This is a genomic window from Nonomuraea sp. GTA35 (assembly GCF_041950525.1).
In the GTDB taxonomy this organism is placed as follows: Bacteria; Actinomycetota; Actinomycetes; order Streptosporangiales; family Streptosporangiaceae; genus Nonomuraea.
In genome coordinates, this window is the sequence record NZ_JBGNUV010000010.1 from 372,115 (window position 1) to 396,500 (window position 24,386).

The window sequence follows — 24,386 nt, forward strand, 5'->3', positions numbered from 1 at the left end:
TCCCCCTGTGATGTCCTGTCGGACTATATACAGATAAAGCACACCTAAAGCAGAAAGTTCCCGAACCGGTTGGTGTCTTGACCTCAAGTGTGGTTGAGGCAGCAGGCTGGCCCGCATGACAGAACTGATGAGAGCGGCGGCGTTCGCCGAACCCGGTGGCCCCGAGGTGCTGAAGGTGATGGAGTTGCCCGCGCCCCAGGCGGGCCCGGGACAGGTGCGGGTACGCGTGCGGGCGGCCGGGGTGCAACCGTTCGACGCGGCCGTGCGGGCGGGGTGGCTGCCGCCGTACCTGGGGGAGGTCGCCTTCCCGCGCATCCCAGGCAACGAGTTCGCGGGCGTGGTGGACCAGGTGGGCGAGGACGTGACCGGGGTGGCCGTGGGGGCGGAGGTGCTCGGGTTCACGGCGCTGTTCAGCTACGCCGAGTACGTCGTGGTACCAGCGGCCAACGTGACGGCCAAGCCCGCGGGCGTGCCGTGGGAGGTGGCCGGCGGGCTGACCTCGGGCGTGCAGACGGCCGAGCTGGCCATCGACGGGGTGGGCCTGGCCGAGGGCGAGACGTTGCTCGTGCACGGCGCGGCCGGCTCGGTGGGCACGGCGGCCGTGCAGATCGCCAGGAGGCGCGGGGCCACCGTGATCGGCACCGCCCGCGAGGCGAACCACGACTACCTGCGCGACCTGGGCGCCATCCCCGTCGTGTACGGCGAGGGCCTGGCCGACCGGGTGCGCGCGCTCGCCCCGGGCGGCGTCGACGCGGCGCTGGACGGGGCCGGCGGGCACGCGCTGGAGGTCTCGATGGAGCTGGTGAGCGACCGTTCCCGCATCGTCACGCTGGTCGAGCACGGCAGGGCCGCCGAGCTCGGCGTCCGGCTGGTCCAGGGGGACCGCTCGGCCGAGCGGCTCGGGCGTTACGCGGCCCTGTACGCCGAGGGCGCCTTCACGTTCCCGGTGCGCAGGACGTACCGGCTGGAGGAGGCCGCTGACGCGCACCGGGAGATCGAGACCGGCCACGGCCAGGGCAAGATCGTCATCACCATCTAGCGCGTACGGCCTCCGCGACCCGGATCAGGACCTCGTAGAGCATGCGGTCGCCGTCCTCCACGTCCCACAGGAAGTTCTGCAGGACCCGGCCGAGCGTCCAGCCCGCAGCGCGCCGCGGGTCGAGGCCGAGGGCGTCCACCATGAAGTCGAAGCGCCGCAGCACCGCGCGCGGCACGTCGCCGTCCGTGACCAGCTCGTCCCACCGGTTCCACAGCGCGGGCAGCAGCTCGAACCCCGGGTCGCCCGCCAGCGGCTTGGGGTCGATGGCCAGCCACGGCTCACGCTCGCCCGCCAGCACGTTCTCGTAGTGCAGGTCCCAGTGCAGCAGCCGGTCGCCGGGCTCGGAGACGAGCTCGGCGACCGCTCCCGCGCACCAGCGCAGCCAGTAGCGGTCGCGCTCGCCGTAGACCTTGGCGACGGCACCGTCCACGCGGTCCAGCATGCCCTGCGCCAGGTCGCCGAGGTGGCGCACGCCCGCGGGGGCCGGGTGGGACGACAGGCGGCGCAGCAGGCCCGCCAGCAGGTCCAGGGACTCCATGACGTCGGGCACGTCGGCCAGGGACCGGCCGGGTTCCAGCCGTTCGAGCAGCATGGTGCCGGTGTCGGGGTCGGCGTCGAGCAGCAGCACCGAGCCGTCGCCCGCCCAGGTACGCAGGGCCAGCGCCTCGTCCACGGTCTCGCTGGTCACGGGCTGCAGCTTGAGCGCGGCGGGGGTGCCGTCGGCGCGCACCACGGGCAGCACCAGCGCGACGATCCCGTGGCTCGGCTCGCCGTCCAGCCGCAGGTCCCACTCGTCCAGATAGCGCTCGGCCAGGGCGGGCAGCGCGGCGTTCCAGCCCGGCCCGGCGTCCTGCGGGTACTTCAGGTGTGACGCGGTCAGCGCCTCCGGCACCTTGATCCTCATGACCCCCAGTGTGCCAAGGGCCGCAGGTCTAGGGCTTCCCCTTATGCGAACCCTGAGGCGGCGCGACGGGGGCCGTGCCTACGCTGACGGCCCCCGATGCAGGGAGGGCGGCCATGGTGGCGACGATCGTGTTCATCCACGGGCGGGGTCAGGAAGGCAAGGACCCGCGGGCGCTGCAGGGGGAGTGGTGCTCCGCGCTGGCCGCGGGGCTGGGCGTGCCCAGGCTCACTGTGCCGTGCGTGCTGCCGTACTACGGCAACGTCCTGCACCGGGTCACCGCCCAGGCCGCCAAGGAGGCAGCCGCCCTGCCGCTGCCCGCCGGCGGCGACGAGGAGATGCCGTTCCACCCCTTCCTGCCGGAGGACGTCGGAGAGCTGGAGCGCCTGCTGCTCGCCGACCTGGCCGCGAGCGCCGGAGTGTCGCAGGAGATGCTCGGCATCTCCGACCTGCTGTCCTGGACGCTGGCCCGGCGCCTGCTCACCTGGGTCTCCAGGAACACCAGCGTGGACAAGGAGATCATCAAGGTCTTCCTGCAGGACGTCGCCGTCTACCTCAGCCACGGCCGCAAGCCGGTGCTGGACGAGGTGCGCCGCCTGCTGCCCGCCTCCGGCGACATCGTGCTCGTCTCGCACAGCCTGGGGACGGTGGTGGCCAGGGACCTGCTCGTGGAGGAGCCGGTCCGCAGGCGGGTCGTGTTCTGGGTGACGGCCGGCTCGCCGCTCGGGCTGCCCACGATCCAGCGCAACCTGCTGGCCAGGGGGACCCGGCATCCGGGCGTGCGGTGGCTGACCACGTACGACGTGAACGACATCGTGGCGCTCGGCCATCCGCTGGAGCGCGCGTGGGGGACGCCGCTGAGCCAGGTCGAGGTCGAGAACCAGGACACCCCGCACGCCATCGACCGTTACCTGCGCCACCGCACCGTCGCGGGGCCCATCGGCCAGGCCTGCGGCTGACGTCCTAGTAGTGCCAGGGGAACGGCGACCAGTCGGGCTCGCGCTTCTCCAGGAACGAGTCGCGCCCCTCGGCGGCCTCCTCCGTCATGTACGCCAGCCGCGTGGCCTCGCCGGCGAACACCTGCTGCCCCACCAGCCCGTCGTCGACGGCGTTGAAGGCGAACTTGAGCATCCGCTGCGCCGTCGGCGACTTGCCGTTGACCTTGCGCGCCCACTCCAGCGCCGTGCTCTCCAGCTCCTCGTGCGGCACCACGGCGTTGACCATGCCCATCCGGTGCGCGTCGGCCGCCGTGTAGGTGTCGCCGAGGAAGAAGATCTCGCGGGCGAACTTCTGCCCGACCTGCCGCGCCAGGTACGCCGACCCGAACCCGCCGTCGAAGCTGGCCACGTCGGCGTCGGTCTGCTTGAACCGGGCGTGCTCGGCGCTGGCGATCGTGAGGTCGGCCACCACGTGCAGGCTGTGCCCGCCGCCCGCGGCCCACCCCGGGACCACGCAGATCACCACCTTGGGCATGAACCGGATGAGCCGCTGCACCTCCAGGATGTGCAGCCGCCCGGTGGCGGGCGTGCCGTCGGCGTACTGGTAGCCGTCCTTGCCCCTGATGCGCTGGTCGCCGCCCGAGCAGAACGCCCAGCCGCCGTCCTTGGGCGAGGGCCCGTTGCCGGTCAGCAGCACGCAGCCGACGTCGGTGGTCTGCCGGGCGTGGTCGAGCGCGCGGTAGAGCTCGTCCACCGTCTGCGGGCGGAAGGCGTTGCGGACCTCCGGACGGTTGAAGGCGACGCGTACGGTGCCCTGGTCGACCGCCCGGTGGTAGGTGATGTCGGTGAAGTCGAATCCCTCGACCGGCTGCCACGCCTTGGGATCGAACAGCTCGGAGACCATGGTCGGCAGCCTAGTGGATGCGCCCTTCGGCCCATTCGGCCCACTCCTTCTGGGCCTTGGCCAGGCGCATGCCGTAGTCGAGTGCCAGGCGGCCGTACACGGAGAGGTTGTCGGCGCCGCTCTCGACGAACTCGCGGATGCCCTCCATGTGCTCCAGGTCCCTGGCCGCCTCGCCGGCCTGCCGGCGCAGGTAGTCGCGGGCCTGCTCGGGCGAGACCTGGGCGAGGAAGAAGACCCGCAGCAGCATGTCGCTGCGCATCACCTTGGTCGGCTCCACCTCGGCGACCCAGCGCCGCAGCTCGGCCAGGCCCTCCTCGGTGATCGCGTACTCCTTGCGGCCCCGCGGCCCTTCGGCGACCACGTCCACGAGCCCCGCCTCGGCCAGCTTGCCGAGCTCGGAGTAGAGCTGGCTCTGCGTGGCCGGCCAGACGTTGGCGAGCGAGACGTCGAACGTCTTCATCAGGTCGTATCCGCTCGCGGGCCCCTCGGAGAGCAGTCCCAGCACGGCGTGTCGAAGGCTCATGTTCCTATGTTGACATATCTCGACAGGAGGTTCTTGTTTCGACATGTCAATTCAGGAATGTCGTTGAGATGCCACCTGCTCGGTTTTCTGCCCTGGATCGTCCACGCGTTCGTCGCCACCGGCGACGAGTGGCGCGGGGACGTCATCCCCTACCTCGCCGCCGCCGCGGCACTCTCGTCCAGCCTTCCCGCCGCGTTCACCGCCTGGTGTCCGAGGCGGACTCGGCGGGCACTGACCCGCTGGCGCTGGATCCTCATGGTGTGATTTATGTCACCTCGGCCCGCAGCTCCGCGAGCAGCTCCCCCTGATCGGCCAACATGTCGGTGAGGATGCGCCGGGCGGCGCCCAGCAGGTCGGCCAGTTCGGGCGTGGCTAGCGTGTAGACCACGGTGCTGCCTTCGCGGATCGCACTGACGATCCCCGCCCTGCGCAGGACGGCGAGCTGCTGGGAGAGGCTCGAGGCCTCGATGTCGATCTGGGCCAGTAGGTCCCTGACGGGTAGTGGCCCTTCCTGGAGTAGCTCCAACACTCGGATGCGAGCGGGGTGGCCGAGCGTTCGGAAGAAGTCGGCCTTGGCCTGGTAGACCTCCACGTGCATATTGTCAGGGTAATCCAGTGCAGTTGCATAATTCTTCAAGTCGCTATGTTGTCGGATAGCATGACAGCGGGGACTAGGGAGTTGCCATGGGCCGAGGAAGAGCCAAGGCGAAGCAGACGAAGGTCGCTCGCCAGCTGAAGTACGCCAACCACAACATCGACTACGACCGGCTCCGCGAGGAGCTGGGCGCAGACGAGCGACGCGAGGAGATGTACCTGCCTACGCCGTCCGAGCAGGAGTCCGAGCGCGGGCGATGACGCGGGTCAGCTTCGCGGGGGCGAGCGTCACGTTCTTCAGCCGCCTGGCCTCCGGCGCCTGATCGGGCGCCGTGAGCTCCAGGCGGTGCAGCACCTCGCGGATGATGACGCGCATCTCCAGGAGCGCCAGTTGCGCTCCGACGCAGAAGCGCCGCCCGCCGCCGAACGGCATCCAGGCCTTGCCCTGGTGCCCGTCCAGGAAGCGCTCGGGACGGAACTCCCCGGGCGCGGGGAAGGCGGCGGGGTCACGGTGCACGAGCGGGATGTACGGCCCGGCGTACCAGCCGGCCGGGATCTCGTACCCGCCCAGCCGCAGGGGGGCGTCGAGCAGCCTCGGCGCCTCATACACGACGGGCCGGACCCGCAGCACCTCCTTGACCACCGCGTCCAGGTAGGGCTCGTCGTCCGGCAGCCGGCGCAGCACCTCGGGCATGCGCAGGAGCCGCTCGAAGGCCCAGGCCAGGCCGGTCGCGGTCGTCTCGTGGCCGGCGATGAGCATGGTGATCAGCTCGTCGCGCAGCTCCTGGTCGCCCAGCTCCGTCTCCAGCAGCCGGCCGAGCACGTCGTCCCCGCCGGGGGCGGTGCGTCGCCGGCGGATCTCGTCGAACAGGATGGCGTCCACCTCGGCACGCAGCCGCAGGAACCGGCTGTAGGGCAGGAACGGCGCCCGCCCCGCGAGCTCGCGCAGCCGCTCGGGCAGCAGCGTCACCTGCATGGATCCGCCGGTCTCGATCAGCTCGGGCAGCAGCGTGTGCAGCCGGCGGACACGCCCGGCGTCCGTGATCCCGAAAATCAGCCGGATGATGATCTCCAGCGTGATCTCCTGCACGCGGTCGCGCAGCCCGAACGGCCGGCCCAGCGGCCAGGTCGCGATCTTCTCGGCCGCGATCGCCGCGATGTCGTCGTGGTAGCCGGCGACCTGCTTGGCGCGTAGCGGCGGGTTGAGCGCCTTGCGGTGGCGCCACCACGGCTCGCCGTCGAGCGTGAGCACCGAGTGCGCGCCCACCATGTGCTCCAGGAAGTCGCGCCGCGCCTCCCCGGCCCGGCCGTCGCCGCTCTGGTCGGTGCGGTAGACCTGCTCGGCCAGCTCGGCCGTCGTCACGTAGACCTCGGGCGGGAAGCCGGCATAGCGGACCGTGAAGATCGGCCCGTACTTGCGGTGATAGCTCTCGAACGCGCGCGGCGCGTCGGCCATGAACCATGCCGTCTGCGCCAGCGCGGGCATCTTCGGGCCGGGTGGGATCATCGTCGGTCCTCCATGTAGATGTACGTACGTCATAGACGCTCGTATACATCTGTAGCATGATTCCTGTGGCAAGAACAGACGCCGGTGGATACCGCGAACGGCTGCTGGCGGGAGCGGTGAGCTGCCTGCAGGAGAAGGGCTACGCCCACACGACCGCACGAGACCTGGTCGCCGCCTCGGGCACCAACCTGGCCTCCATCGGCTATCACTTCGGCGGCAAGGACGCGCTCCTCAACGAGGCCATCGCGGCCATCTTCGACCAGTGGACGGAGCGGGTGGAGCGCGCGCTGTTCGGCGCCGAGCTCGACTCCCCGCGGGAGATGCTACAGCGGGCCATGGCGGAGCTGGTGGACGTCTTCGACGAGTTGCGGCCCGTGCTCATCCTGTGCGTCGAGGGCTATCCGGCGGCGCTGCGCGCGCCCGTGCTGCGGGAGAGGCTCGCCGAGGCGTACGCCAGGACGCGGGTGGCGGGGGCCGACATGTTGCGGCGGGCGAGCGGCGAGCTGGGGGTCGAGCTGCCGATGGCGCCCGAGGTGCTGGTGTCGGTCGTGGTGGCGATCTCCGACGGGCTGATGCTGCAGTGGCTGCTCGACCCCGAGGCCACCCCCGACGCCCGCCAGGTCGTCGACGCCATCGCCACCCTGGGCGCCCTCATCGCCTGATCAACTGGCAAAGGTCTGCGAACGCAGGCATGTCGCCCGCCGCTGTGGGCACATCCCCCGGGAACGAGGAGATCAAGACATGCGCGTAGGAATCGTGGGTTCCGGAAGGCTGGGTTCGCCGCTCGGCCGACTGCTCGCGGTGGCGGGCCATGACGTGTTCTTCAGCGACGCCGACCCCGCCCGCGCGGCCGCCGCGGCCCGCGCCGCCGACGGCCAGGCGCGGGGCGGGGAGCCCGGCCAGGCGGCGCGGTTCGGCGAGGTCGTGATCATGGCGGTCGGGTGGGAGGCGTTCCCCGCGGTGGTGGCGGAGCTGGACGGCACGCTCGCCGGCAAGATCGTCGTGGATCCGAGCAACCCGATCAGCGAGCGCGACGGCGCGGCCGTGGTGGTGGCCGTCCCCGGCGGGCTGACCAGCCCTCAGTACCAGCAGCACGTGCTGGGCGACCGGGTACGCCTGGTGCGCACGTTCAACACGAAGTACCCCAACGAGCTGCTCGAACTCGGCATCGCGGGCCAGCGCGGCGGGGCGCGGGCCGACATGCCCTACTGGGGCGACGACGACGAGGCCAAGAAGGCCGTGGTCCCGCTCATCGAGGACGCCGGGTTCACCGCCATCGACGGGGGCGGCCTGTCAGAGGCGCTGTGATCGGGCCGCGCGGGAGTGCGCGGCCTGCCGGAGCGCTGTGACCGGGCCGCCCGGGACGGCGTGGCCTGTCAGAGGCGCTGTGATCAGGTGGCGCAGGTGTCGTGGGTGGCGTCGAAGCCCTTCATCGCCTCCGTGTCGTCCGTGCGCAGCGGCTTGAGGCCCTTCCAGTCGTTCCCGATCACCAGGATCAGCCGGTTCGTCCTGGCGCCCGGCACGGCCCGCGTGGCGGATCCCTGGAGGTCGTTGCGGAGCGTGGGCACCCGGGTCTCGCCGTTCGGGCCGTAGAGGATCGTGGTCTTCGCCTGCGGTTTCTTCGCCGAGTCGCCGATCTTGGCGATGTGGTAGCCGCGCTGTTCGAGGAAGGCCGCGACCTCCGTGGCCAGGCCGCCGCGCCAGGTGCCGTTGCGCAGCTCGATCTGGATCTTCGAGCGGCCCACCTTGGCCTGGCCGCCCTTGACGCCGTCCACGCTCTGGTCCTTGGCCACGATCTGGAACAGCCGCTTGGACTGGTCCGGCACCCACTCCACCCGGCCCGGCTGGGTGAGGGAGTAGTGCCACGGGGTGGTGATGAAGCGGATCTTGCTGATGTCCAGGCCCTGCAGGCTGCCCGCGAGATCCCTCATGACGCCGGTGGTCAGGCCCCGGTCGGTGGTGATCGCCTGGGTGGCGGCGTCGAGGGTGCCCAGGAGCTTGGCCGGGTCGGTGAGCGTCTCGCCGCTCATCACCTTCTTCACCATCGAGGCGATGAACATCTGCTGCCGCTGGATGCGCCCGATGTCGGAGCCGTCGCCGAGGCTGTAGCGGGCACGCACGTAGCCGAGCGCCTGCTCGCCGTTGAGCGTCTGCTTGCCGGCGGGCAGGTGCAGCAGGGCCTTCTTGTCGTTGATCGCCTCGGGCAGGCAGACCTCGACACCGCCGATGGCGTTCACGATGCCCTTGAAGCCGGTGAAGTCCACCTTCACGAAGTGGTCGATGTGGATGCCGGTGAGCGCCTCGATCGTCTTCCAGGTGCAGGCGATGCCGCCGGAGTTGAACGACTCGTTGATCATGCCGACGTGCGCCTGCTGGCCGGGCAGGCCCTTGGTGGCGCGGCAGGCGGGGAGCTGGACGACCGAGTCGCGCGGGAAGCTGATCACCATCGCGTTGTCGCGCTTGGACGACAGGTGGGCCAGCATGATCGTGTCGGTGCGCTCGCCCGCGACCCTGCCGTACTTGGCGTTCTTGCCGTTGCGCTGGTCGGAGCCGACGATCAGGACGTTCATGGCGGTGCCGGCCACCTTGGGCGGGCGGGTGGCGCCGAGGTCCTCGGCGGTGACGTCCTCGTGCTCGATGTTGCCGGTCAGGCGCGCGTACACGCCGACGGCCACGCCGGTGACGAGGAGGACGACGGTCACCGTGACCGCGATCACCCAGCGCAGCCAGCGGCGTCGCCGCCGCGGCGGCGGCGTGCCGGGCTCGGAGGGCGGCGCGTCGACAAGCCCGCTGCTCACGTGACTCCCACAGGACGGGGCCGCGGGCCACCGCCCATGGCCAAGAGCCTCGCCGTACAGATCTCGGCCGTTGATCGTGCCTGAGTGTACTCAGTCAGACAGGGAGTTGCGCCCTCACTCGGGCAGGTTCACCCGCAGCGACACCGTGCCGCGCAGGTCGAGCCAGGCCGTGCCGGGGCCGCGGACCAGGCGGAGCACGACCTCCTCGCAGCCGGGGCAGCGGGCGACCAGGCCCGGGTCGGGCCCGTACACGCGCAGCGAGGCCACCGGGCCGGTCAGGCCGCAGCTCGCGCAGCGGCCGACCGCGGAGGTCACGTCCACGGCGAAGATCTCGCCCAGCGGGCCCGCCAGGGCGTTGCCGTCCAGGTGCTCGGTCATGTCAGCCTCCGGTGGGACCGAAACGTTCGGTTCTGATGCGCTCGGGCGCGTGCCCGAGCGCGAGCAGCAGGTCGGCGGCGGCCTCCACGAACTCCGTCGGCCCGCACACGTAGCAGTCGGGCTCGAACGTGGCAGGCCAGCCGCCCTCGGCCAGGTCGTCCAGCATGATGCGGCCCGCGGGCCGGGAGACGCCCTCGGGCGCCGACCTCGTGTAGAGGTAGGTGATGTCCAGCCCCGGCTCGGGCCGGCGCAGCTCCTCGGCGTAGTAGCGGCGCTCCGGGTCGCGCAGGGAGTACAGCAGTCGGAACGGCACGCGGCTGCCCGCCTGCCTGCGCGCCCTGATCATGGCCATCAGCGGCACGATCCCCGAGCCGCCGCCCACCAGCAGCACCGGCGCCTTGCTCTCGGTCCGCCACACGAACCAGCCGCCCACCGGGCCGCGGAGCTCGACCTGGTCGCCGACCCGCAGCTCCTCCGTCAGGTACGGCGACACCTCGCCGTCGCGCACCCTCTCCACGGTCAGCTCGACCAGGTCGCCGTCGGCCGGCGAGGCCATCGAGTAGCTGCGCTGCGCCGTGTAGCCGTCCTCGGCCGTCAGCCGCACGTCCACGTGCTGGCCCGCCAGGTGCCCCGGCCAGCCGGGCACCCGGAACCGCAGCGTGCGGGCGGTCGCGGTCTCGGCGGAGCCGTCCACCAGCTCGGCCGGCCGCCACGTCAGGCGGCGCACCCTAGTCGCCCTCGTAGCGCTGCTCGCGCCACGGGTCGCCGTAGTTGTGGTAGCCGGCGGTCTCCCAGAAGCCGGGCCAGTCCTCGTTCAGCAGCCGGATGCCGCGCACCCACTTGGCCGACTTCCAGAAGTACAGGTGCGGCACGATCAGCCGGGCCGGGCCGCCGTGGCGCGGCTCCAGCTCCTCACCGTCGAAGCGGTGCACGACCCACGCCTTGCCGTCGAGCAGGTCCTCCAGCGGCAGGTTGGTGGTGTAGCCGCCGTAGGAGTGGACCAGCGCGTACTCGGCGGCGGTCTCCACGTCCTCGAAGAGCACGTCGAGCGAGACGCCCTCCCACGTGGTGTCCAGCTTCGACCACTTGGTGACGCAGTGGATGTCGGCCGTGGGAGTCTCGCTGGGCAGCGCCATGAACTCCTCCCACGACCAGCGGTGGGTCTGCTCCGCCTCGGTGTCGATGGCGAACTCCCACCGGTCGAGCGGCACCCGCGGCGTCGGGCCCGCCGACAGCACGGGGAAGTCGTCGACCAGGTACTGGCCCGGCGGAACGCGGTCGCCGTCGTCTCTGCGCTTTCCGCGGAAACCGCGGGAAATGATGCTCATGGCCCCCTCCTGAGGCCATTTCACCACGGGCCCGTTTCGTCACGGTCAACGACCCGCCCGCGGGACGACCAGGCCCGACTCGTAGGCGAAGACCACGAGCTGGGCGCGGTCGCGGGCGCGCAGCTTCGTCATCGCCCTGCTGACGTGCGTCTTGGCGGTCATCGGGCTGATCACCATGTGCGCGGCGATCTCGTCGTTCGACAGGCCGCGGGCCACCAGGGCGGTCACCTCGCGCTCCCGGTTGGTGAGCACGTCCAGCCCGGCGGGCTCGGGCTCGGGGCGGCGGGCCACGTACTCGCCGATCAGGCGCCGGGTGATCGCGGGCGACAGCAGCGCGTCGCCCCTGGCCGCCACCCTGACGCCCTGCAGCAGGTCCGCGGGCTCGGTGTCCTTGACCAGGAAGCCGCCGGCGCCCGCCCTGAGGGCGTTGAAGACGTACTCGTCGAGGCCGTAGTTGGTCAGGATCACCACGTGCACGCCGCTCAGCCGCTCGTCGGCGGCGATGCGGCGGGTCGCCTCGATGCCGTCCATCACGGGCATCTGCACGTCGACGAGGGCCACGTCGGGGAGGTGTTCGAGGGCGAGCGCGACGGCCTGCTCGCCGTTCGCGGCCTCGGCCACCACCTCGATGTCGTCCTCGGCCTCCAGCAGCGCGCGGAAGCCGCCGCGGATGAGCGCCTGGTCGTCCACCAGCAGGACTCGGATCATGAGGGTTCTCCCAGGGGGAGCTCGGCACGTACGGTGAAGCCGCCTTCGGCACGGGGCTCGGCGAGCAGGCGGCCGCCGAGCGCGGTGACGCGCTCGCGCATGCCGAGCAGGCCCACGCCGGGCACGGGCGGGGCGTCCCTGGTGGCCTTGCCGTCGTCGTCCACCTGCACGACCAGCTCCGCCCCGCCGTAGTCGACGCGTACGGCCGCGGCGGCGGCGCCGGCGTGCCTGGAGACGTTGGTCAGCGCCTCCTGCACGATCCGGTACGCGGCCCGGTCCACCTCGGCGGGCAGCTCCCTGCGCTCGCCCGAGACGGTCACCGTGGCGGGCAGCCCCGCCGAGCGGGCCCGCTCCACCAGGTCGCCGAGCCGGGCCAGGCCGCTCGGGCCGTCCTGCTCGCCGGGCTCGCCGTCCGCGTCGCGCAGCAGCTCCAGCGTGGTGCGCAGCTCCCGCATGGCGTCGCCGCTGGCCTCCTGGATGGCGAGCAGCGCCGCCGGCACCTCCTCGCCGCGCTTGCGCGCCAGGTGCACCGCCACCCCGGCCTGCACCTTGATGACCGAGATGCTGTGGGTGAGCGAGTCGTGCAGCTCCCTGGCGATGCGCAGCCGCTCCTCGCCGGCCCGGCGGCGGGCGACCTCCTCGCGGGTGCGCTCGGCCTCGGCGGCACGCTGCTCGGCCTGCTCCACGTACGCCTGCCGGTGCATGCTCACCGTCCCCGCCACCCCGGCGGCCAGGAACCAGCCGAGCAGCAGCGTCGTGTTCTGGAAGACCTGCTGCTCCTGGGCGGCGCCGGTCGCGCCGGCCAGGCTGCCCGCCAGGCTGGAGCCCAGGAACACCACCCCGGCCAGCACCGGGAACAGGCGATGCCCGGCCCTGACCGCGCCGTACACCGACACCAGCACGGGGAACGCGGCGGGCGGTCCCGGCTGGGCGTGCGCCGAGAACACCAGCATGCAGACCGTGCTGATCGCCAGCGACACCAGGGGCGCCCGGCGCCAGGCCAGCAGCGAGGCGGCGGCGATGAGGACCGCGGCCAGATCCAGGACTCCCGCGCCGGGGGTCGCGAGCACGGTGAGCGAGAGCATGGCGGCCACCACGGCGGCGAGGGCGCCGTCGAGGGCGAAGGAGCGCCATCCGCGCGCAGAGCTCATTCCTGCAGATTAGGGCGTGATCCGGGCGCCGGTCGTCGGCGCCGGGGCGGAACTCGCTACTACTCCCGGCGTAGTACGCCCGCCGTTCCTGCGTCCCGTGTCGTAGCGGCAGGATTCGCCCGCTGCACGACGACCGGCGGCGGTCCGTGAGACCACGATGGCGGCCATGGAGAGAACCCGTCCCAGGAGCCGATCATGACCGCTTCCCCCACCATGGCCGCCCGCCCGGCGACCTGGACCGTCCAGACACTCAAGGCCGTGGCCGTGCTGCACGTGGTCGCGCTGCTGTTCCAGGCGGTGACGGCGGGCATGCTGCTGTCCTCGCCCGGCGGGCGGGCGCTGCACGCGGCCTCGGGCATGGCCCTGGCCGTCATCGGGCTGCTCCACCTGGTCGCCGCGATCCTCGTCCGCTGGCCGGGCGGTGGCAGCGCGAGGTTCATCGGGCCGGCGGCGGGGCTGTTCGTGTTCACGATCGTGGCGGCGGCGCTCGGCGCGATGCATGTGAAGACCGTTCACCTGCCGCTCGGGGTGTTGCTGTTCGGCGGCGGCGTGGCCCAGCTCATCCGCGTCATGGCGCGGCCGGGACGGGCATGAGCCCGACCCGGCGGGAGGTGCTGCGGCTGCTCGGGCTCGGGGCCGTCGCGGCCGCCGGGGCGCAGGGGTGCTCGCTGCTCGCCGGCACCCCGCAGCCGCAGCTCCTGGCCAGCGCGGCCCCGCTGCCCAAGCCGTACGCGGTGCCGCTGCCGGTCCCCGAGGTCGCCCGGCCGGTCCGCAGCGCGGGCGAGGTGGACTTCTACGAGCTGACCGAGCGGGCGGCGGAGGCCGAGCTGCTGCCCGGGCTGCGCACCCCCATCTGGGGGTACGGCGGCACGTTCCCCGGCCCCACGATCAAGGCGCGCAGCGGCCGGCGCACGGTCGTCAAGCTGGTCAACCAGCTCGGCGAGCCGACCGTCCTGCACCTGCACGGCGGGCACACGCCGCCCGAGTCCGACGGTTACCCGACGGACCTGGTGGCGCCCGGCGCCTCGCGCGAGTACGTGTTCCCGCTGGAGCAGCGGGCCGCCACCCTCTGGTACCACGACCATCGCATGGACTACACCGGGCCGCAGGTCTGGCGCGGACTGGCGGGGATGTTCCTGGTCGGGGACGCGGAGGAGGAGGCGCTGCCGCTGCCGTCCGGGGAGCGTGACCTGCCGCTGCTGATCTGCGACCGGTCGTTCGCGGCCGACGGCCACCTGCTGTACCCGGCGCTGGAGGGGAAGCCCGGGGTGCGGGAGGCGTACATGGGGGGCGTGCTCGGTGACGTGATCCTGGTGAACGGGGCGCCGTGGCCGGAGCTGCGGGTGGCCAGGGCGCGGTACCGGCTGCGGCTGTGCAACGCCTCGAACGCGCGGGCGTACGAGCTGTCCACCGGGGGGCCGATGGTGCAGATCGGGAGCGACGGCGGGCTGCTGGCGGCGCCCAGGACGGTGAGGCAGATCCGGCTGGCGCCGGGGGAGCGGGCCGACGTCGTCGTGGACTTCTCGGCGTACCGGGTGGGGCAGCACGTCGAGCTGCGGAACCTGGCGGGGGAGGGGGCGCAGGCGCGGGTGATGCGCTTCGCGGTGGAGCGGGACGAGAGCGACGACTCCGCCGTGCCGGCCCGCCTGTCGACCGTGGAGGCGCTCGATCCCGCCAGGGCGGCGGTGACGCGGGACTTCGAGTTCAGCAGCGGGAGCATGCACGGGGGGACGGGGTGGCTGATCAACGGCCGGCCGTTCGACGCCAGGCGCATGGAGGCCAGGCCCAAGCTGGGCGACATCGAGGTCTGGCGGCTGACCAGCGACGTCGCGCATCCGGTGCATGTGCATCTCGACCAGTTCCAGGTGCTGTCGGTCAACGGCGAACGCCCGCAGGGGCCGCCGGAGTGGAAGGACACCGTCGAGCTGCGCGACGCCCAGACCGTCGAGATCGTCACCCGCTTCACCGACTACCGGGGGCGGTACGTGCTGCACTGCCACAACCTCGAACACGAGGACATGGCGATGATGGCCGCCTTCGAGGTCGTCTGATCCGGCCTCACGCGCGCTCAGCCGGGCAGGCGGTCCGAGCGAGGCCAGACGTAGTCGAGGTCGTCCGGTTCGTCCCCGAAGATGGGCCGGTAGAAGCCCGGGTCCTTGCGCAGCAGGGCCGAGCGGTGGCTGAGGTGCAGGCGCTCGTCGCCGAGCCACGGCGGCAGCTCGCCGGCCGCCGCCAGCTCGGGCTGCGCGCGGATCTCCGGAGTGCCGCGGAGCTGGGCCAGCTCGGTGCTCATCGTGTCGGCGCAGGTGTCGGCGCGGCCCAGGGAGCACCAGTGGCGGCACATCTCCAACCCGTAGCGGACGAGCGCCTCCTCGTACCCGGCCCACATCTTGACCGCGGGGTGGTGGCGCCAGCCGTACCCGGGGACGGTGAGGGCGCGCAGCACCTGGAGGGTCTCGACGCGCTGCTTGCCCAGCCGCAGCGGGTCGAGGACCGCCGCCGTCGCCGTGAAGTCGGGATATGGCAGGAACGTTTGCATCTTTACCCCCGCTGACGTGCTCCTTCTCGCCGGATCGTATAGACCGCCCGCCACCCGACGCTCACAATCAGGGCATGGGAGACCCGTATGTCGGCGCACGGACGCCGCGCAGGGAAGACACCAGGCTGCTGACCGGCAAGAGCAGGTATGTGGGGAACGTGCGCCTGCCCGGCACGCTGCACGCCCACGTCGTACGCAGCCCCATCGCCCACGGCCGGCTGCTCGGCTGCGACACCAAGGCGGTCTGGGCCGTCGAGGGAGTCGTCGACGTCATCACCCCGGCCGAAGCGGCCGGCCTCCGCCTGCCCTGCGTGAACGTGCTGCCGGGCCAGCGCATCACCTCCTACCGGGTGCTGGACGAGGCCATCAGGTACGCGGGCCAGCCACTCGCCCTCATCGTCGCCCGTACGCCGGAGGCCGCCAGGGACGCCGCCGACCTCCTCGACCTGGACCTCGACGAGCTGCCCGCCACGGTCGGCGCCGAGCGGGCCATGGACGCCCGGCCGCTCTACCCGGAGCTGGGCACCAACGTGATCACGGACTTCGGGATGGGCGACGAGGACTGCCTGGCCGCCGTCGAGGGGGCCGAGCACGTGGTCGAGATGGTGTTCAGGATGGGCAGGGTCTCGCCGTACCCGCTGGAGCCGCGCGGCGTGGTGGCCTCGTACGCCGACGACGAGCTGACCGTGCACATTTCCTCGCAGGCGCCGCACCACGTGCGCGAGCACCTGGCGGACTCGTTCGGGCTGTCCCACGACCGGGTGCGCGTGATCAGCCGCGACACGGGCGGCGGGTTCGGCGCCAAGGAGCACGTCTACCCCGACGAGACGCTCGTCTGCCTGGCCGCGATGCGCACGGGCCGCCCGGTGAGCTGGACGGAGGCGCCGGGCGACCGGCTGTCGGCCACGCTGTCGGCGCGGCAGGCCGTGCACCGGGCGCGGCTGGCGCTGGACGGCGACGGGCGGTTCGTGGCCATGTACGTGGACGTCGTCGGCGACCTCGGCGCCCACCCGGGGAACACCGGGGGCTCGACGTTCGCGGTCACGGCCACGCTGCTGCCGGGGCCGTACCGGTTCGACCGGTTCGCGGTGCGGGTGCGCGGCGTGGTGACCACGACGACGCCGTTCGGCTCCTACCGGGGCTTCGGCCAGCCCGAGGCCACCCTGACCAGGGAGCGGCTGATCGACGAGGCGGCGCGCCGGCTCGGCGTCGACCGGATCGAGCTGCGGCTGCGCAACATGCTGCGGCCGGAGGAGCTGCCGTTCACGACGGCGGTGGGCCAGACCTACGACTCGGGCGACTACCCGCGCGCCCTGCGCACGGTGCGGGATCTCGTGCGGCCGGTCGGCCGCGCGGACGACGGCCGCAGGCGCGGTGTGGGCTACTCCTGCCACGTCGAGACCACCGGGCTGGGCCCGTCGATGGACCTCAAGGCCATGGGGGCGGAGGCGGGCGGCTACGAGACGGTGGTGCTGCGGATGGAGCAGGACGGGTCCGTGGTGGTGTCGGCGGGGGTGGTCTCGATCGGGCAGGGCATCGAGACGGCGCTGGCCCAGCTCGCGGCCGACCGGATCGGGGTGCCGATCGAGCGGGTCCGGGTGGTGCTGGGGGACACGGCGACGACCCCGTACTCGTCGATCGGGTCGATCGCGAGCCGATCGCTGACGATCGGCGGCGGGGCGCTCACGCGGGCCGCCGGCAAGCTGCGTGACAAGCTGCTGGCCATCGCCGCGCACCGGCTGGAGGCGGCGCCAGGGGACCTGGAGCTGGCCGACGGCGCGGTGCGGGTGAAGGGCGACCCGCACGCGTCGGTGCCGCTGCGCGAGCTGGCCACGTCGGCGTGGCGCGGCTGGGACCTGCCCGAGGGGGTCACGCCCGGCCTGGAGGAGCGCGACAGCTACGACCCGGCCGGCTACACCTTCGCGTACGGGGCGCACGCGGCGGCCGTGGCCGTGGACCCGGAGACCGGGGCGGTCGAGCTGGAGGGCTACTGGCTGGTCAACGACTCCGGCGTGCTGGTCAACCCGGCCGTGGTCGAGGGCCAGCTCATGGGCGGCGTGGCGCAGGGGATCGGCCAGGCGCTGACCGAGGAGATCGTCTACACCGACGACGGGCAGCCGATCACCGACTACCTGCCGCCGACCACGCGGGAGGTGCCGGACATCGAGGTCGTGATGCTGGAGACGCCCTCGCCGGTCACGCCGGGCGGCATGAAGGGCGTCGGCGAGTCGGGCACGATCGGCCCGCCCGCGGCGATCGCCAACGCGGTTGCCGCCGCCCTGCCGGAGATCGCGGACCGGATCACCGACGTGCCTCTCACCCCGGCCGCCGTGTGGTCCCTGCTGCAGGTGTCGCGCCCTGCGGCCTGGGAACGAGGAGGCTGAACGGGGGATCGGGGGACACCATGGTGGAATACCGGGAGCTGCTCCGCGCCATCGGCCGCATGACGGGCCTGGCCGCGGGGCCGGCCAGGGCGGCGGCGGAGGCCACGCTCACCACGCTGGCGCGCACGCTCGACGAGGCGGGCCGGCGCGAGCTGATCGACGCCCTGCCGCCCGAGCTGACCGACGACTTCCCGATGGACCACCCGGGCAACGACGGCAGCGAGGAGGGCTTCGTCCGCCAGGCGGCCCTGCTCGGCCGCCGGCCTCCCGAGCAGGCCAGGATCAGGGCGCAGGCCGTGCTGGCGGCGGTGGCCGAGCAGGATCCGGCACTGGTGGCCCGGCTGCACATCCCCGAGCAGGTGCGCGGCCTGTTCGAGGCGCCGGGCAGCGGCGGCGGCATCACCGGCCCCAGGGGCCACAGCGCCCCGCTGACGGACGCCGAGATCGGCGCGGCGCTGCGCACGCTGCCGCGGTGGAGCGGTGACCGGTCGGGGCTGCGCCGGACCATCTCGCTGCCGCAGGAGAACCTGCACGCGGTGCGCAGGGCGCTCGACCGGCTCAAGATCACATATGGCCGCCAGCCGCAGCTCCACGACACCGCCGAGGGGCTCGCCCTGCTGGTGCGGACGGTCTCGGTGGGCGCCGTGACGTCGCTGGACGTGGAGCTGGCCAGGCGGGTGGACGAGCTGATCGAGGAGATCGGCGCCGGCATCGGCCGCCCCTGACCGGCCCGAAGGTCACTCCTGGTCGATCGGCTTGGGGCTGGACGGGCGCATGCTCTCGGCCAGCCCCGCCTTCCTGCCCCGCCTGCGGTGCTGCTGCATGCGCTCGTCCTCGGTCCGGTCGGGCGCGGGATCGACGGGCACCGACCGCAGCACCTCGGCCATGCTGGCGTACTCGCCGAGCGGCAGCGACCGCAGGGCGCGCTCGGTGTCCTCGCCGGCGCCGTGCGCGTGGGCGTGCGCCACGATGCTCTCCTTGTCGGCCGGGAAGTCGAGGGAGTTGAGGGCCTCGCGGACCGGGCGCGTGTCGTGCAGTTTCATGCTGCCCCACTACCCGGGTTACGGACACCGCCCTAAAAGAATGTGCGATATTTCACCGAAAATTCGACCCGAGCGGGGCTCTCGTACGTACACGTTTCGACAGCGTTGTACGTCAACCCATAGGCAGGTCCTCTTGCTGAGCGAAAGGCGCATTCGCTGCCCCTCACCACAGGAGGGAGACGACATGACCAGGCTGCGATCGACCCGCAGGAGCCGGAAGCAGTTCGCGTGGCCGCTGCACGAGGACGCGCGGACCGTCGGTCAGGCTCGTGCCGTTGTTCGCACGGAATTGTCGCGACTCTCCCTTTCCTCCGATCTCGTTGACGACGCCGTTCTCATGGCGAGCGAATTGATCACCAATGCCTTCATGTACGGCGACGGCCCCTACGAACTCGTTCTCCATGTGGACGAGAAGGACATCATGGTCGTGGTCGTGGACGGCAGCCCCGTCCTGCCCGCCCCGGCGCCCCACGACCTGGCGGCCGAGCACGGGCGCGGGCTGCGCATCGTGGCCAGGCTCTCCGACGGCTTCTACGGCTGCCACCCCCAGCGTTACGTCACGCAGCCCGGCCTGGTCGGCAAGGCCACCTGGTTCGCGATCCCGCGCTCCGGCGCCGCCGGCAACGTGGTGCCGATCCGGGCAGGCGTCTGACTCTGTCGCCGCTGTCCTCTGCGCTCCCCAGCAATTGATCACGGCCTCAATTCTGGAGAAACGCGGACATGACCTATGTGGAGCTGTCTGAGGACGGCGGCGGATCGCACAAGTTCTACGAGGTGGTCGTGGCGGGCACGCAGGTCACGATCACGTACGGGCGGATCGGCGAGTCGGGACAGACCAAGGTCACCTCGTTCCCCACGGAGGCCAAGGCCCGGGCCGCGGCGGCCAAGAAGGTCGCGGAGAAGAGCCGCAAGGGTTACGCGCCCGCCGTGCGCGGCGTGCGCCGGCGCCGGGCCATCACCCGCAGGACCATCACCAGCACCCGCTCGACCGCCCAGCAGGCGCCGGTGCTGTGGCGCTTCAACAGCGGGGCGTCGGCGTTCGGCATCTTCGTGGACGGCGAGCGCTGCTGGGTCGGCAACCAGCGCGGCGACGTCTACACCGTCAGCCACTCCGGCACCGTGACCGGCCGCTTCCGGCTGCCCGACGGCGTGAAGTGCATCGTGGCCGACGACTTCTGGATCTACGCCGGGTGCGACGACGGCCGCGTGTACGACCTGAGCGGCAAGGTCCCCAGGTCCGCCTACGAGATCGCGGCCGACGTGGACATCTACTGGCTCGACATCCACGACGGCGTGCTCGGCGTCTCCGACCGGGCGGGCAGGGTCACCGCGATCGACTACGAGGACGAGTTCCAGTGGGCGCGCAACAGCGGTGGCGACTCGGCCTGGATGGTCAGGTGCGACGCGGGCCGGGCGCGGCGGGTTCTACCGCGCCTACGGGGAGATCCGGCGGCTCCTCTGACGCCTCGCCTGGCGCACCTCAACGCGGGCGCGGTCCCGCGACGCCGAGTGCTCGCCGAGCGTGTCCTGCAGCAGCGCGCCGGCGCCGATCAGCAGCAGCCCGCCACCGATCGCGACCCGCGGCGACAGCCCGGGGAACAGCCGGGAGACCGCCACGGAGGCCACCAGGGACGTGGCGGCCATCGGCGACAGCGCCAGCCCCGCCATCACCGGGCCGAGCCGCAGGTCCTGCTGGAGCCGGAGCGAGGTGAAGGCCAGGCAGGCGAACGCGGCCGGCATGATCAGACCGGCCCCCGCCGTGACCCCGCCGAACGACCGCTCGGCGAGCAGCCGCAGGTCCAGCATGGGGTTCGCGCCACGCGACTCGGTCACCAGGAAGGCGAGGAACGCCGCCGCGGCCGGCGGCGCGCGCTGCCCGCGATCCGGCACATCGAGACCGCGCCCATCATCAGGACCGTCAAGCGGGCGGGGGCCGTACTACCCCTCTGACGGTGGGGCAGGCACTACCGCCGGTTCGGCGGAGCGCAGGCTGGGAGCGGATCGCCGGTGTTCGTAGCGTTCTGTGACATGAGAACGCCCATGAGGAACCGGCTGCTCGCCCTGGCCTGCGCCGGGCTCGTCCTGGCCACCGCGACCGCCCCCGCGGCGCTGGCCGCCACCGCCACCGCACCCGCGCCCGTCAGCCAGGCCGTGACGATCGACGACAGGGGCTCGATCGTCTCCGCCGAGCTGCTGGCGCGCATGTCGGCCGAGCAGGTCGCGGCCTACCTCACCGGGGCCAGGTTCCCCGTGCCGGCCCGGCCGCAGGGCGCCGACCTGTACGCCGTCGTCTACCGCACGATCAGCGCGGCCGGGACGCCCACCACCGCGAGCGGCGTCGTCGCGCTGCCTGCCAGGTCGAGGAAGGGGCTGTGGACGGTCAGCTACGCCCACGGCACCCTCGCGACCAGGGCAGACGCCGGATCGGTCGCCGACGGCGACGGGCGGGCGGCGCCGCTGATGTTCGCCGCCGCGGGCTTCGCCGGGGTGGCGCCCGACTACCTGGGGCTGGGGACGGGGCCCGGCTTCCACCCGTACATGGACGCGGCGACCGAGGCCTCCGCCTCCGCCGACCTGCTGCGGGCCGCGGGGGAGCTGGCCAGGCGGCAGGGACGCTCGCTGAGCGGGGACGTGCTGGTCACCGGGTTCTCCCAGGGCGGGCACGCGGCGATGGCGCTGGGCAAGTCGCTGCGCGGGGACGCCGCGTACCGGCTGCGGGGGGTCGCGCCGATCTCCGGGCCGTACCACGTGCGCGAGGCCGAGCTGCCGGCGCTGCTCGAGGACCGGCTCGATCCGCACAGCGCGACCTTCTACCTGGCGTACTGGACGGTCTCGATGAACCGGCTGCACCACTTCTACGACTCGCCGTCGGAGGTGTTCCGCGACCCGGCGGTGGAGAAGCTGTTCGACGGGGACCACAGCTTCGACCAGATCGCGGCCGAGCTGCCCGGCTCGCCGCAAGATCTGGTCACCGCCGCCTACCTGGAGCGGGTCGCGAAGCCGTCGGGGGCGCTCCTGCGGGCGCTGAAGGTCAACGACACCACCTGCGCGGGCTGGCGTGCCGGGGTGCCGGTGCGGCTGTTCGCCGGGCGCGGCGACAAGGACGTGGCCTACGCCAACTCCCGGTACTGCCTGCGCGACCTGCGGGCCACCCGGGTCAAGGCGTCGCTGACGGACGTGGGCGACGTCGATCACACGACGACGGCCTACCGGTCGCTGCCCGAGGTGCTCGACTGGTTCACCGCGCTGCGCCGCGCGTGAGGCTCCACCGCGCTGCGCCGCGCGTGAGGCTCCACCGCGCTGCGCCGCGCGTGAGGCTCCACCGCGCTGCGCCGCGCGGGACGGCTCACCATGCCGCGCCGCGCGTGATAATCGTGACGTGCCGCTGCCAACCAGGCGATTATTTCTCCGGCTCGGCGGCGTGGCCGCGGCCGGCACGGTGGGGGCGCTTGCGCCGGCGCGGGCGGCGTACACGCCCGACGAGACGTTCGTCCTGCTGCGCCGCCGCTGGCGGGAGGTGACGGCGGGGCCGGGGCACGGTTCGGAGCGTTACCGGGCGCGGCTGGCCGCGCTGGGCCGGGCGGCCGCGCGCTACCGCGCCACGATGGCCCCCGGGCCCTCCTCGCTCTGGCCCGACCAGGCGTTCCCGTCGTTCGTGGCCACGCCGAGGCGGCTGCGGGTCATGGCGCAGGCGTACGCGCTGGGCCTCGGTGACGCGGGCCTCGGCGAGGCCGTCGCCGCCGGGGTGGAGCACTACCGGCGGCACGTGTACGCGGCGGGCGGCGACGCGCCGGGCAACTGGTGGCACTGGCAGATCGGCGTGCCGAAGGCGCTGCTGGACGCGTCCGTGCTGGCCGGGACGTGGAGCCCGGCACTGGCCGAGGCCGTCGACCACTACGTGCCCGAGCGCCGCCTGCACCGCTACTCCGGCAACAGCACCGCCGCCAACCGGGTGGACCTGTGCCTGGTGACGCTGCTGCGCGCCATGCTCGACGACGACCACGGCAAGGCGGGGCTGGCCGTCTCGGCGCTGTCGCCGGTGTTCGCGACGGTCTCGGAAGGTGATGGTTTCTACCGGGACGGGTCGTTCATCCAGCACTCGTTCGTGCCCTACCAGGGCGCGTACGGGGTGACGCTGCTGTCGGGGCTGGCCACGCTCTACGCGGTGCTGCGCGGCTCGCCCTGGGAGCTCGCCGACCAGCGGATCTTCGACACGGTCGAGCGCACGTACGCGCCGTTCGTGCGTGACGGGGCCTGCATGGACCTCGTACGCGGGCGTGGCGTCGGCAGGCGGCCGTTCGGCGACCACGAGCGCGGGCGCGAGATCGCCGCCGCGGTCCTGCTGCTGGGGGAGAGCGCCCCGGCCGGGACCCGGGCGCGCTGGCAGGCCATGGTCAAGGGGTGGGCGGCGCGCGGCACGTACCAGCCCATGCTGGAGCACGCCGCCGAGCCCGCCTTCCACGCCCGCCTGGCGACGGTCATGGAGGACGGCGCGGTGCCGGCGGGGGCCGAGCCGGTCGGGCACCGGCTGCTGCCGATGAGCGCCAGGGCCGTGCACCGGCGGCCCGGCTGGTGCGCGGCGCTCAGCATGGCCTCCCACCGCGTCGGTCACTACGAGCACGGCAACGGCGAGAACCTGCGCGGCTGGCACACCGGCTCCGGGATGCTCTACTGGTGGGCCGACGGGCACGGCGACCAGTACTCCGACTCCTTCTGGCCCACCGTGGACCCGTACCGGCTGCCGGGCACCACCGTGTCCACCCGGCGGCTGCCCGACGGGGCGGGCGCGGGGTGGGGTGACACGCGCACGCCGTGGCGGTGGGTCGGCGGGGCGAGCGACGGCACGTACGCGGCCGTGGGGCAGCACCTCTCCGGGCTGGAGAGCACGATGGAGGCGTTCAAGTCGTGGTTCTTCCTCGACGACGCGATCGTCTGCCTGGGGGCAGGGATCACCGGCGCGGACGGCGTGGCCGTCGAGACCGTCGTGGACAACCGCAGGACCTCGGCGCCGCTCGCGGTGGGGCGGGGATGGGCGCACCTGGCGGGTCACGGGGGCTACGTGCTGCCCGGCCAGGCCCTGCGTACGCTGCGGGAGCGCCGGGACGGCGGCGGGACGGGCCGCGACTACGTGACGCTCTGGCTGGACCACGGCGTCGATCCGCGCTCCGCCACCTACGCCTACCTGCTGCTGCCGGGCGCCGGCAGGGAGGCCACCCAGGCCCGCGCCCTGATCCTGCCGGGCGAGCACGGATCCCGGGCCGCGGGGGCGGTGCGCGTGCTGGCCAACACGGCCCGGCTCCAGGCCGTGCACGTGCCCGCGCTCGGGCTGACGGCCGCCTGCTTCTGGAACGCCGGGACGGCGGGCGACCTCACCGCCTCCGCCCCGTGCGCGGTCCTGGTGCGCGAGCACCCCGGCGGCACCGTGACCGTGACCGTCGCCGACCCCCGGTGCGACCTGGACGAGCTGACCCTGACGTGGGCCAGGCCGGTGGCGGAGCTGCTGGACGGCGACGCCTCCCTGGTCGGGGGCGGGCTCAGGTTCGCGCGGCTGGCAGGCCGGGAGGGCGCCTCGGTGACGGTCACCGTGCGGCCCGGCTGAGGCGCCGCTGTCAGCGGTGGCGTCAGGGCGGCGACGGTCCGGTGTCAGCGCG

27 protein-coding genes are annotated in these 24,386 nt (G+C 72.8%); 14 read left to right on the plus strand and 13 right to left on the minus strand.

Annotated elements, in window-relative coordinates; genetic code table 11:
- The first annotated feature begins 127 nt into the window (after positions 1–127).
- Complete coding sequence (locus tag ACBJ32_RS38545) at positions 128–1,039, plus strand: NADP-dependent oxidoreductase (RefSeq protein WP_375131012.1); 912 nt, start codon at positions 128–130, stop codon at positions 1,037–1,039.
- Here ACBJ32_RS38545 and ACBJ32_RS38550 read toward each other — a convergent pair.
- Complete coding sequence (locus ACBJ32_RS38550) at positions 1,029–1,943, minus strand: aminoglycoside phosphotransferase family protein (RefSeq protein WP_375130930.1); 915 nt, start codon at positions 1,941–1,943, stop codon at positions 1,029–1,031. The two genes, ACBJ32_RS38545 and ACBJ32_RS38550, sit on opposite strands and share 11 nt — an antisense overlap.
- Before the next feature lie 113 nt (positions 1,944–2,056).
- On the opposite strand from ACBJ32_RS38550, the gene ACBJ32_RS38555 reads away from it, so the two are divergent.
- Positions 2,057–2,899, plus strand: coding sequence for a hypothetical protein (locus ACBJ32_RS38555; protein ID WP_375130931.1), 843 nt, complete (start codon positions 2,057–2,059; stop codon positions 2,897–2,899).
- 4 nt (positions 2,900–2,903) lie between these two features.
- Here the strand turns inward: ACBJ32_RS38555 and ACBJ32_RS38560 are convergent, their stop codons facing one another.
- On the minus strand, positions 2,904–3,782 hold the full coding sequence (locus ACBJ32_RS38560) for a 1,4-dihydroxy-2-naphthoyl-CoA synthase (RefSeq protein ID WP_185111441.1): 879 nt from the start codon (positions 3,780–3,782) through the stop codon (positions 2,904–2,906).
- Positions 3,783–3,792: 10 nt separating this feature from the next.
- Positions 3,793–4,305: a PadR family transcriptional regulator gene (locus ACBJ32_RS38565; RefSeq protein WP_375130932.1), complete on the minus strand. Its 513-nt coding sequence runs from the start codon at positions 4,303–4,305 to the stop codon at positions 3,793–3,795.
- 57 nt (positions 4,306–4,362) lie between these two features.
- Here ACBJ32_RS38565 and ACBJ32_RS38570 point away from each other — a divergent pair, with 57 nt between their 5' ends.
- Positions 4,363–4,569, plus strand: a complete 207-nt coding sequence (locus tag ACBJ32_RS38570) for a hypothetical protein (RefSeq protein WP_375130933.1) — start codon at positions 4,363–4,365, stop codon at positions 4,567–4,569.
- A gap of 1 nt (position 4,570) precedes the next feature.
- Here ACBJ32_RS38570 and ACBJ32_RS38575 read toward each other — a convergent pair whose 3' ends face one another.
- On the minus strand, positions 4,571–4,903 hold the full coding sequence (locus tag ACBJ32_RS38575; protein ID WP_043615149.1) for a helix-turn-helix transcriptional regulator: 333 nt from the start codon (positions 4,901–4,903) through the stop codon (positions 4,571–4,573).
- 86 nt (positions 4,904–4,989) lie between these two features.
- Between ACBJ32_RS38575 and ACBJ32_RS38580 the strand changes: the two genes are divergently transcribed.
- Positions 4,990–5,160 (plus strand): DUF3073 domain-containing protein, encoded by a 171-nt coding sequence (locus tag ACBJ32_RS38580; protein WP_375130934.1) that lies wholly within the window; start codon positions 4,990–4,992, stop codon positions 5,158–5,160.
- On the opposite strand, the gene ACBJ32_RS38585 is transcribed toward ACBJ32_RS38580, so the two are convergent.
- A complete protein-coding gene (locus tag ACBJ32_RS38585) occupies positions 5,123–6,406 on the minus strand; it encodes a cytochrome P450 (protein ID WP_375130935.1) in 1,284 nt (427 codons plus the stop codon). The two genes, ACBJ32_RS38580 and ACBJ32_RS38585, sit on opposite strands and share 38 nt — an antisense overlap.
- Before the next feature lie 65 nt (positions 6,407–6,471).
- On the opposite strand from ACBJ32_RS38585, the gene ACBJ32_RS38590 reads away from it, so the two are divergent.
- Positions 6,472–7,068, plus strand: coding sequence for a TetR/AcrR family transcriptional regulator (locus tag ACBJ32_RS38590; protein ID WP_375130936.1), 597 nt, complete (start codon positions 6,472–6,474; stop codon positions 7,066–7,068).
- A gap of 79 nt (positions 7,069–7,147) precedes the next feature.
- On the plus strand, positions 7,148–7,714 hold the full coding sequence (locus ACBJ32_RS38595) for an NADPH-dependent F420 reductase (protein WP_375130937.1): 567 nt from the start codon (positions 7,148–7,150) through the stop codon (positions 7,712–7,714).
- An 83-nt stretch (positions 7,715–7,797) separates the two neighbouring features.
- Here the strand turns inward: ACBJ32_RS38595 and ACBJ32_RS38600 are convergent, their stop codons facing one another.
- From ACBJ32_RS38600 to ACBJ32_RS38625, 6 genes are all read right to left on the minus strand, one after another.
- On the minus strand, positions 7,798–9,204 hold the full coding sequence (locus tag ACBJ32_RS38600; RefSeq protein ID WP_375130938.1) for an LCP family protein: 1,407 nt from the start codon (positions 9,202–9,204) through the stop codon (positions 7,798–7,800).
- A gap of 114 nt (positions 9,205–9,318) precedes the next feature.
- Positions 9,319–9,582, minus strand: coding sequence for a DUF6510 family protein (locus ACBJ32_RS38605; protein ID WP_357880874.1), 264 nt, complete (start codon positions 9,580–9,582; stop codon positions 9,319–9,321).
- Between the two features lies 1 nt (position 9,583).
- Positions 9,584–10,309, minus strand: coding sequence for a ferredoxin reductase (locus tag ACBJ32_RS38610; RefSeq protein ID WP_357880877.1), 726 nt, complete (start codon positions 10,307–10,309; stop codon positions 9,584–9,586).
- Between the two features lies 1 nt (position 10,310).
- Positions 10,311–10,910: a sulfite oxidase-like oxidoreductase gene (locus ACBJ32_RS38615; protein WP_375130939.1), complete on the minus strand. Its 600-nt coding sequence runs from the start codon at positions 10,908–10,910 to the stop codon at positions 10,311–10,313.
- 45 nt (positions 10,911–10,955) lie between these two features.
- A complete protein-coding gene (locus ACBJ32_RS38620; protein ID WP_357880883.1) occupies positions 10,956–11,618 on the minus strand; it encodes a response regulator transcription factor in 663 nt (220 codons plus the stop codon).
- Positions 11,615–12,769 carry a sensor histidine kinase gene (locus ACBJ32_RS38625; RefSeq protein ID WP_375130940.1) on the minus strand — a complete coding sequence of 385 codons (1,155 nt, stop codon included), beginning with the start codon at positions 12,767–12,769 and terminating at the stop codon, positions 11,615–11,617. The genes ACBJ32_RS38620 and ACBJ32_RS38625 overlap by 4 nt, the downstream gene beginning before the upstream one ends.
- A 195-nt stretch (positions 12,770–12,964) precedes the next feature.
- Between ACBJ32_RS38625 and ACBJ32_RS38630 the strand changes: the two genes are divergently transcribed.
- Both ACBJ32_RS38630 and ACBJ32_RS38635 read left to right on the plus strand, forming a co-directional pair.
- A complete protein-coding gene (locus ACBJ32_RS38630; protein ID WP_375130941.1) occupies positions 12,965–13,363 on the plus strand; it encodes a hypothetical protein in 399 nt (132 codons plus the stop codon).
- Positions 13,360–14,820, plus strand: a complete 1,461-nt coding sequence (locus ACBJ32_RS38635) for a multicopper oxidase family protein (protein ID WP_375130942.1) — start codon at positions 13,360–13,362, stop codon at positions 14,818–14,820. The genes ACBJ32_RS38630 and ACBJ32_RS38635 overlap by 4 nt, the downstream gene beginning before the upstream one ends.
- 17 nt (positions 14,821–14,837) lie before the next feature.
- Here ACBJ32_RS38635 and ACBJ32_RS38640 read toward each other — a convergent pair whose 3' ends face one another.
- The gene (locus ACBJ32_RS38640) at positions 14,838–15,308 is read right to left on the minus strand and encodes an MSMEG_6728 family protein (RefSeq protein WP_375130943.1); all 471 of its coding nucleotides are present in this window, start codon (positions 15,306–15,308) and stop codon (positions 14,838–14,840) included.
- 74 nt (positions 15,309–15,382) lie between these two features.
- Here ACBJ32_RS38640 and ACBJ32_RS38645 point away from each other — a divergent pair, with 74 nt between their 5' ends.
- Entirely contained in the window at positions 15,383–17,692 is a 2,310-nt protein-coding gene (locus ACBJ32_RS38645; protein ID WP_375130944.1) for a xanthine dehydrogenase family protein molybdopterin-binding subunit, read from the plus strand.
- Positions 17,693–17,712: 20 nt separating this feature from the next.
- Positions 17,713–18,417 carry a DUF2267 domain-containing protein gene (locus tag ACBJ32_RS38650; RefSeq protein ID WP_375130945.1) on the plus strand — a complete coding sequence of 235 codons (705 nt, stop codon included), beginning with the start codon at positions 17,713–17,715 and terminating at the stop codon, positions 18,415–18,417.
- A 12-nt stretch (positions 18,418–18,429) separates the two neighbouring features.
- Here the strand turns inward: ACBJ32_RS38650 and ACBJ32_RS38655 are convergent, their stop codons facing one another.
- Positions 18,430–18,735: a DUF2795 domain-containing protein gene (locus ACBJ32_RS38655; protein WP_357880905.1), complete on the minus strand. Its 306-nt coding sequence runs from the start codon at positions 18,733–18,735 to the stop codon at positions 18,430–18,432.
- A gap of 184 nt (positions 18,736–18,919) precedes the next feature.
- Here ACBJ32_RS38655 and ACBJ32_RS38660 point away from each other — a divergent pair, with 184 nt between their 5' ends.
- From ACBJ32_RS38660 to ACBJ32_RS38675, 4 genes are all read left to right on the plus strand, one after another.
- Positions 18,920–19,387: an ATP-binding protein gene (locus tag ACBJ32_RS38660; RefSeq protein ID WP_375130946.1), complete on the plus strand. Its 468-nt coding sequence runs from the start codon at positions 18,920–18,922 to the stop codon at positions 19,385–19,387.
- A gap of 68 nt (positions 19,388–19,455) precedes the next feature.
- On the plus strand, positions 19,456–20,685 hold the full coding sequence (locus ACBJ32_RS38665; protein ID WP_375130947.1) for a WGR domain-containing protein: 1,230 nt from the start codon (positions 19,456–19,458) through the stop codon (positions 20,683–20,685).
- A 78-nt stretch (positions 20,686–20,763) separates the two neighbouring features.
- Positions 20,764–21,996: a hypothetical protein gene (locus ACBJ32_RS38670; protein ID WP_375130948.1), complete on the plus strand. Its 1,233-nt coding sequence runs from the start codon at positions 20,764–20,766 to the stop codon at positions 21,994–21,996.
- Positions 21,997–22,114: 118 nt separating this feature from the next.
- Entirely contained in the window at positions 22,115–24,334 is a 2,220-nt protein-coding gene (locus ACBJ32_RS38675) for a polysaccharide lyase 8 family protein (protein WP_375130949.1), read from the plus strand.
- Positions 24,335–24,386: the final 52 nt, after the last annotated feature.

Excerpts from the sequence above, each read along its gene's own strand:
- ACBJ32_RS38545 (WP_375131012.1), top strand. The coding sequence starts at position 128 with ATGAGAGCGGCGGCGTTCGCCGAACCCGGTGGCCCCGAGGTGCTGAAG.
- ACBJ32_RS38625 (WP_375130940.1), bottom strand. The coding sequence starts at position 12,769 with ATGAGCTCTGCGCGCGGATGGCGCTCCTTCGCCCTCGACGGCGCCCTC.
- ACBJ32_RS38660 (WP_375130946.1), top strand. The coding sequence starts at position 18,920 with ATGACCAGGCTGCGATCGACCCGCAGGAGCCGGAAGCAGTTCGCGTGG.
- ACBJ32_RS38645 (WP_375130944.1), top strand. The coding sequence starts at position 15,383 with ATGGGAGACCCGTATGTCGGCGCACGGACGCCGCGCAGGGAAGACACC.
- ACBJ32_RS38585 (WP_375130935.1), bottom strand. The coding sequence starts at position 6,406 with ATGATCCCACCCGGCCCGAAGATGCCCGCGCTGGCGCAGACGGCATGG.
- ACBJ32_RS38605 (WP_357880874.1), bottom strand. The coding sequence starts at position 9,582 with ATGACCGAGCACCTGGACGGCAACGCCCTGGCGGGCCCGCTGGGCGAG.
- ACBJ32_RS38550 (WP_375130930.1), bottom strand. The coding sequence starts at position 1,943 with ATGAGGATCAAGGTGCCGGAGGCGCTGACCGCGTCACACCTGAAGTAC.
- ACBJ32_RS38615 (WP_375130939.1), bottom strand. The coding sequence starts at position 10,910 with ATGAGCATCATTTCCCGCGGTTTCCGCGGAAAGCGCAGAGACGACGGC.
- ACBJ32_RS38630 (WP_375130941.1), top strand. The coding sequence starts at position 12,965 with ATGACCGCTTCCCCCACCATGGCCGCCCGCCCGGCGACCTGGACCGTC.
- ACBJ32_RS38595 (WP_375130937.1), top strand. The coding sequence starts at position 7,148 with ATGCGCGTAGGAATCGTGGGTTCCGGAAGGCTGGGTTCGCCGCTCGGC.
- ACBJ32_RS38575 (WP_043615149.1), bottom strand. The coding sequence starts at position 4,903 with ATGCACGTGGAGGTCTACCAGGCCAAGGCCGACTTCTTCCGAACGCTC.
- ACBJ32_RS38620 (WP_357880883.1), bottom strand. The coding sequence starts at position 11,618 with ATGATCCGAGTCCTGCTGGTGGACGACCAGGCGCTCATCCGCGGCGGC.
- ACBJ32_RS38555 (WP_375130931.1), top strand. The coding sequence starts at position 2,057 with ATGGTGGCGACGATCGTGTTCATCCACGGGCGGGGTCAGGAAGGCAAG.
- ACBJ32_RS38580 (WP_375130934.1), top strand. The coding sequence starts at position 4,990 with ATGGGCCGAGGAAGAGCCAAGGCGAAGCAGACGAAGGTCGCTCGCCAG.
- ACBJ32_RS38655 (WP_357880905.1), bottom strand. The coding sequence starts at position 18,735 with ATGAAACTGCACGACACGCGCCCGGTCCGCGAGGCCCTCAACTCCCTC.
- ACBJ32_RS38670 (WP_375130948.1), top strand. The coding sequence starts at position 20,764 with ATGAGAACGCCCATGAGGAACCGGCTGCTCGCCCTGGCCTGCGCCGGG.
- ACBJ32_RS38665 (WP_375130947.1), top strand. The coding sequence starts at position 19,456 with ATGACCTATGTGGAGCTGTCTGAGGACGGCGGCGGATCGCACAAGTTC.
- ACBJ32_RS38635 (WP_375130942.1), top strand. The coding sequence starts at position 13,360 with ATGAGCCCGACCCGGCGGGAGGTGCTGCGGCTGCTCGGGCTCGGGGCC.
- ACBJ32_RS38560 (WP_185111441.1), bottom strand. The coding sequence starts at position 3,782 with ATGGTCTCCGAGCTGTTCGATCCCAAGGCGTGGCAGCCGGTCGAGGGA.
- ACBJ32_RS38640 (WP_375130943.1), bottom strand. The coding sequence starts at position 15,308 with ATGCAAACGTTCCTGCCATATCCCGACTTCACGGCGACGGCGGCGGTC.
- ACBJ32_RS38570 (WP_375130933.1), top strand. The coding sequence starts at position 4,363 with ATGTCGTTGAGATGCCACCTGCTCGGTTTTCTGCCCTGGATCGTCCAC.
- ACBJ32_RS38565 (WP_375130932.1), bottom strand. The coding sequence starts at position 4,305 with ATGAGCCTTCGACACGCCGTGCTGGGACTGCTCTCCGAGGGGCCCGCG.
- ACBJ32_RS38650 (WP_375130945.1), top strand. The coding sequence starts at position 17,713 with ATGGTGGAATACCGGGAGCTGCTCCGCGCCATCGGCCGCATGACGGGC.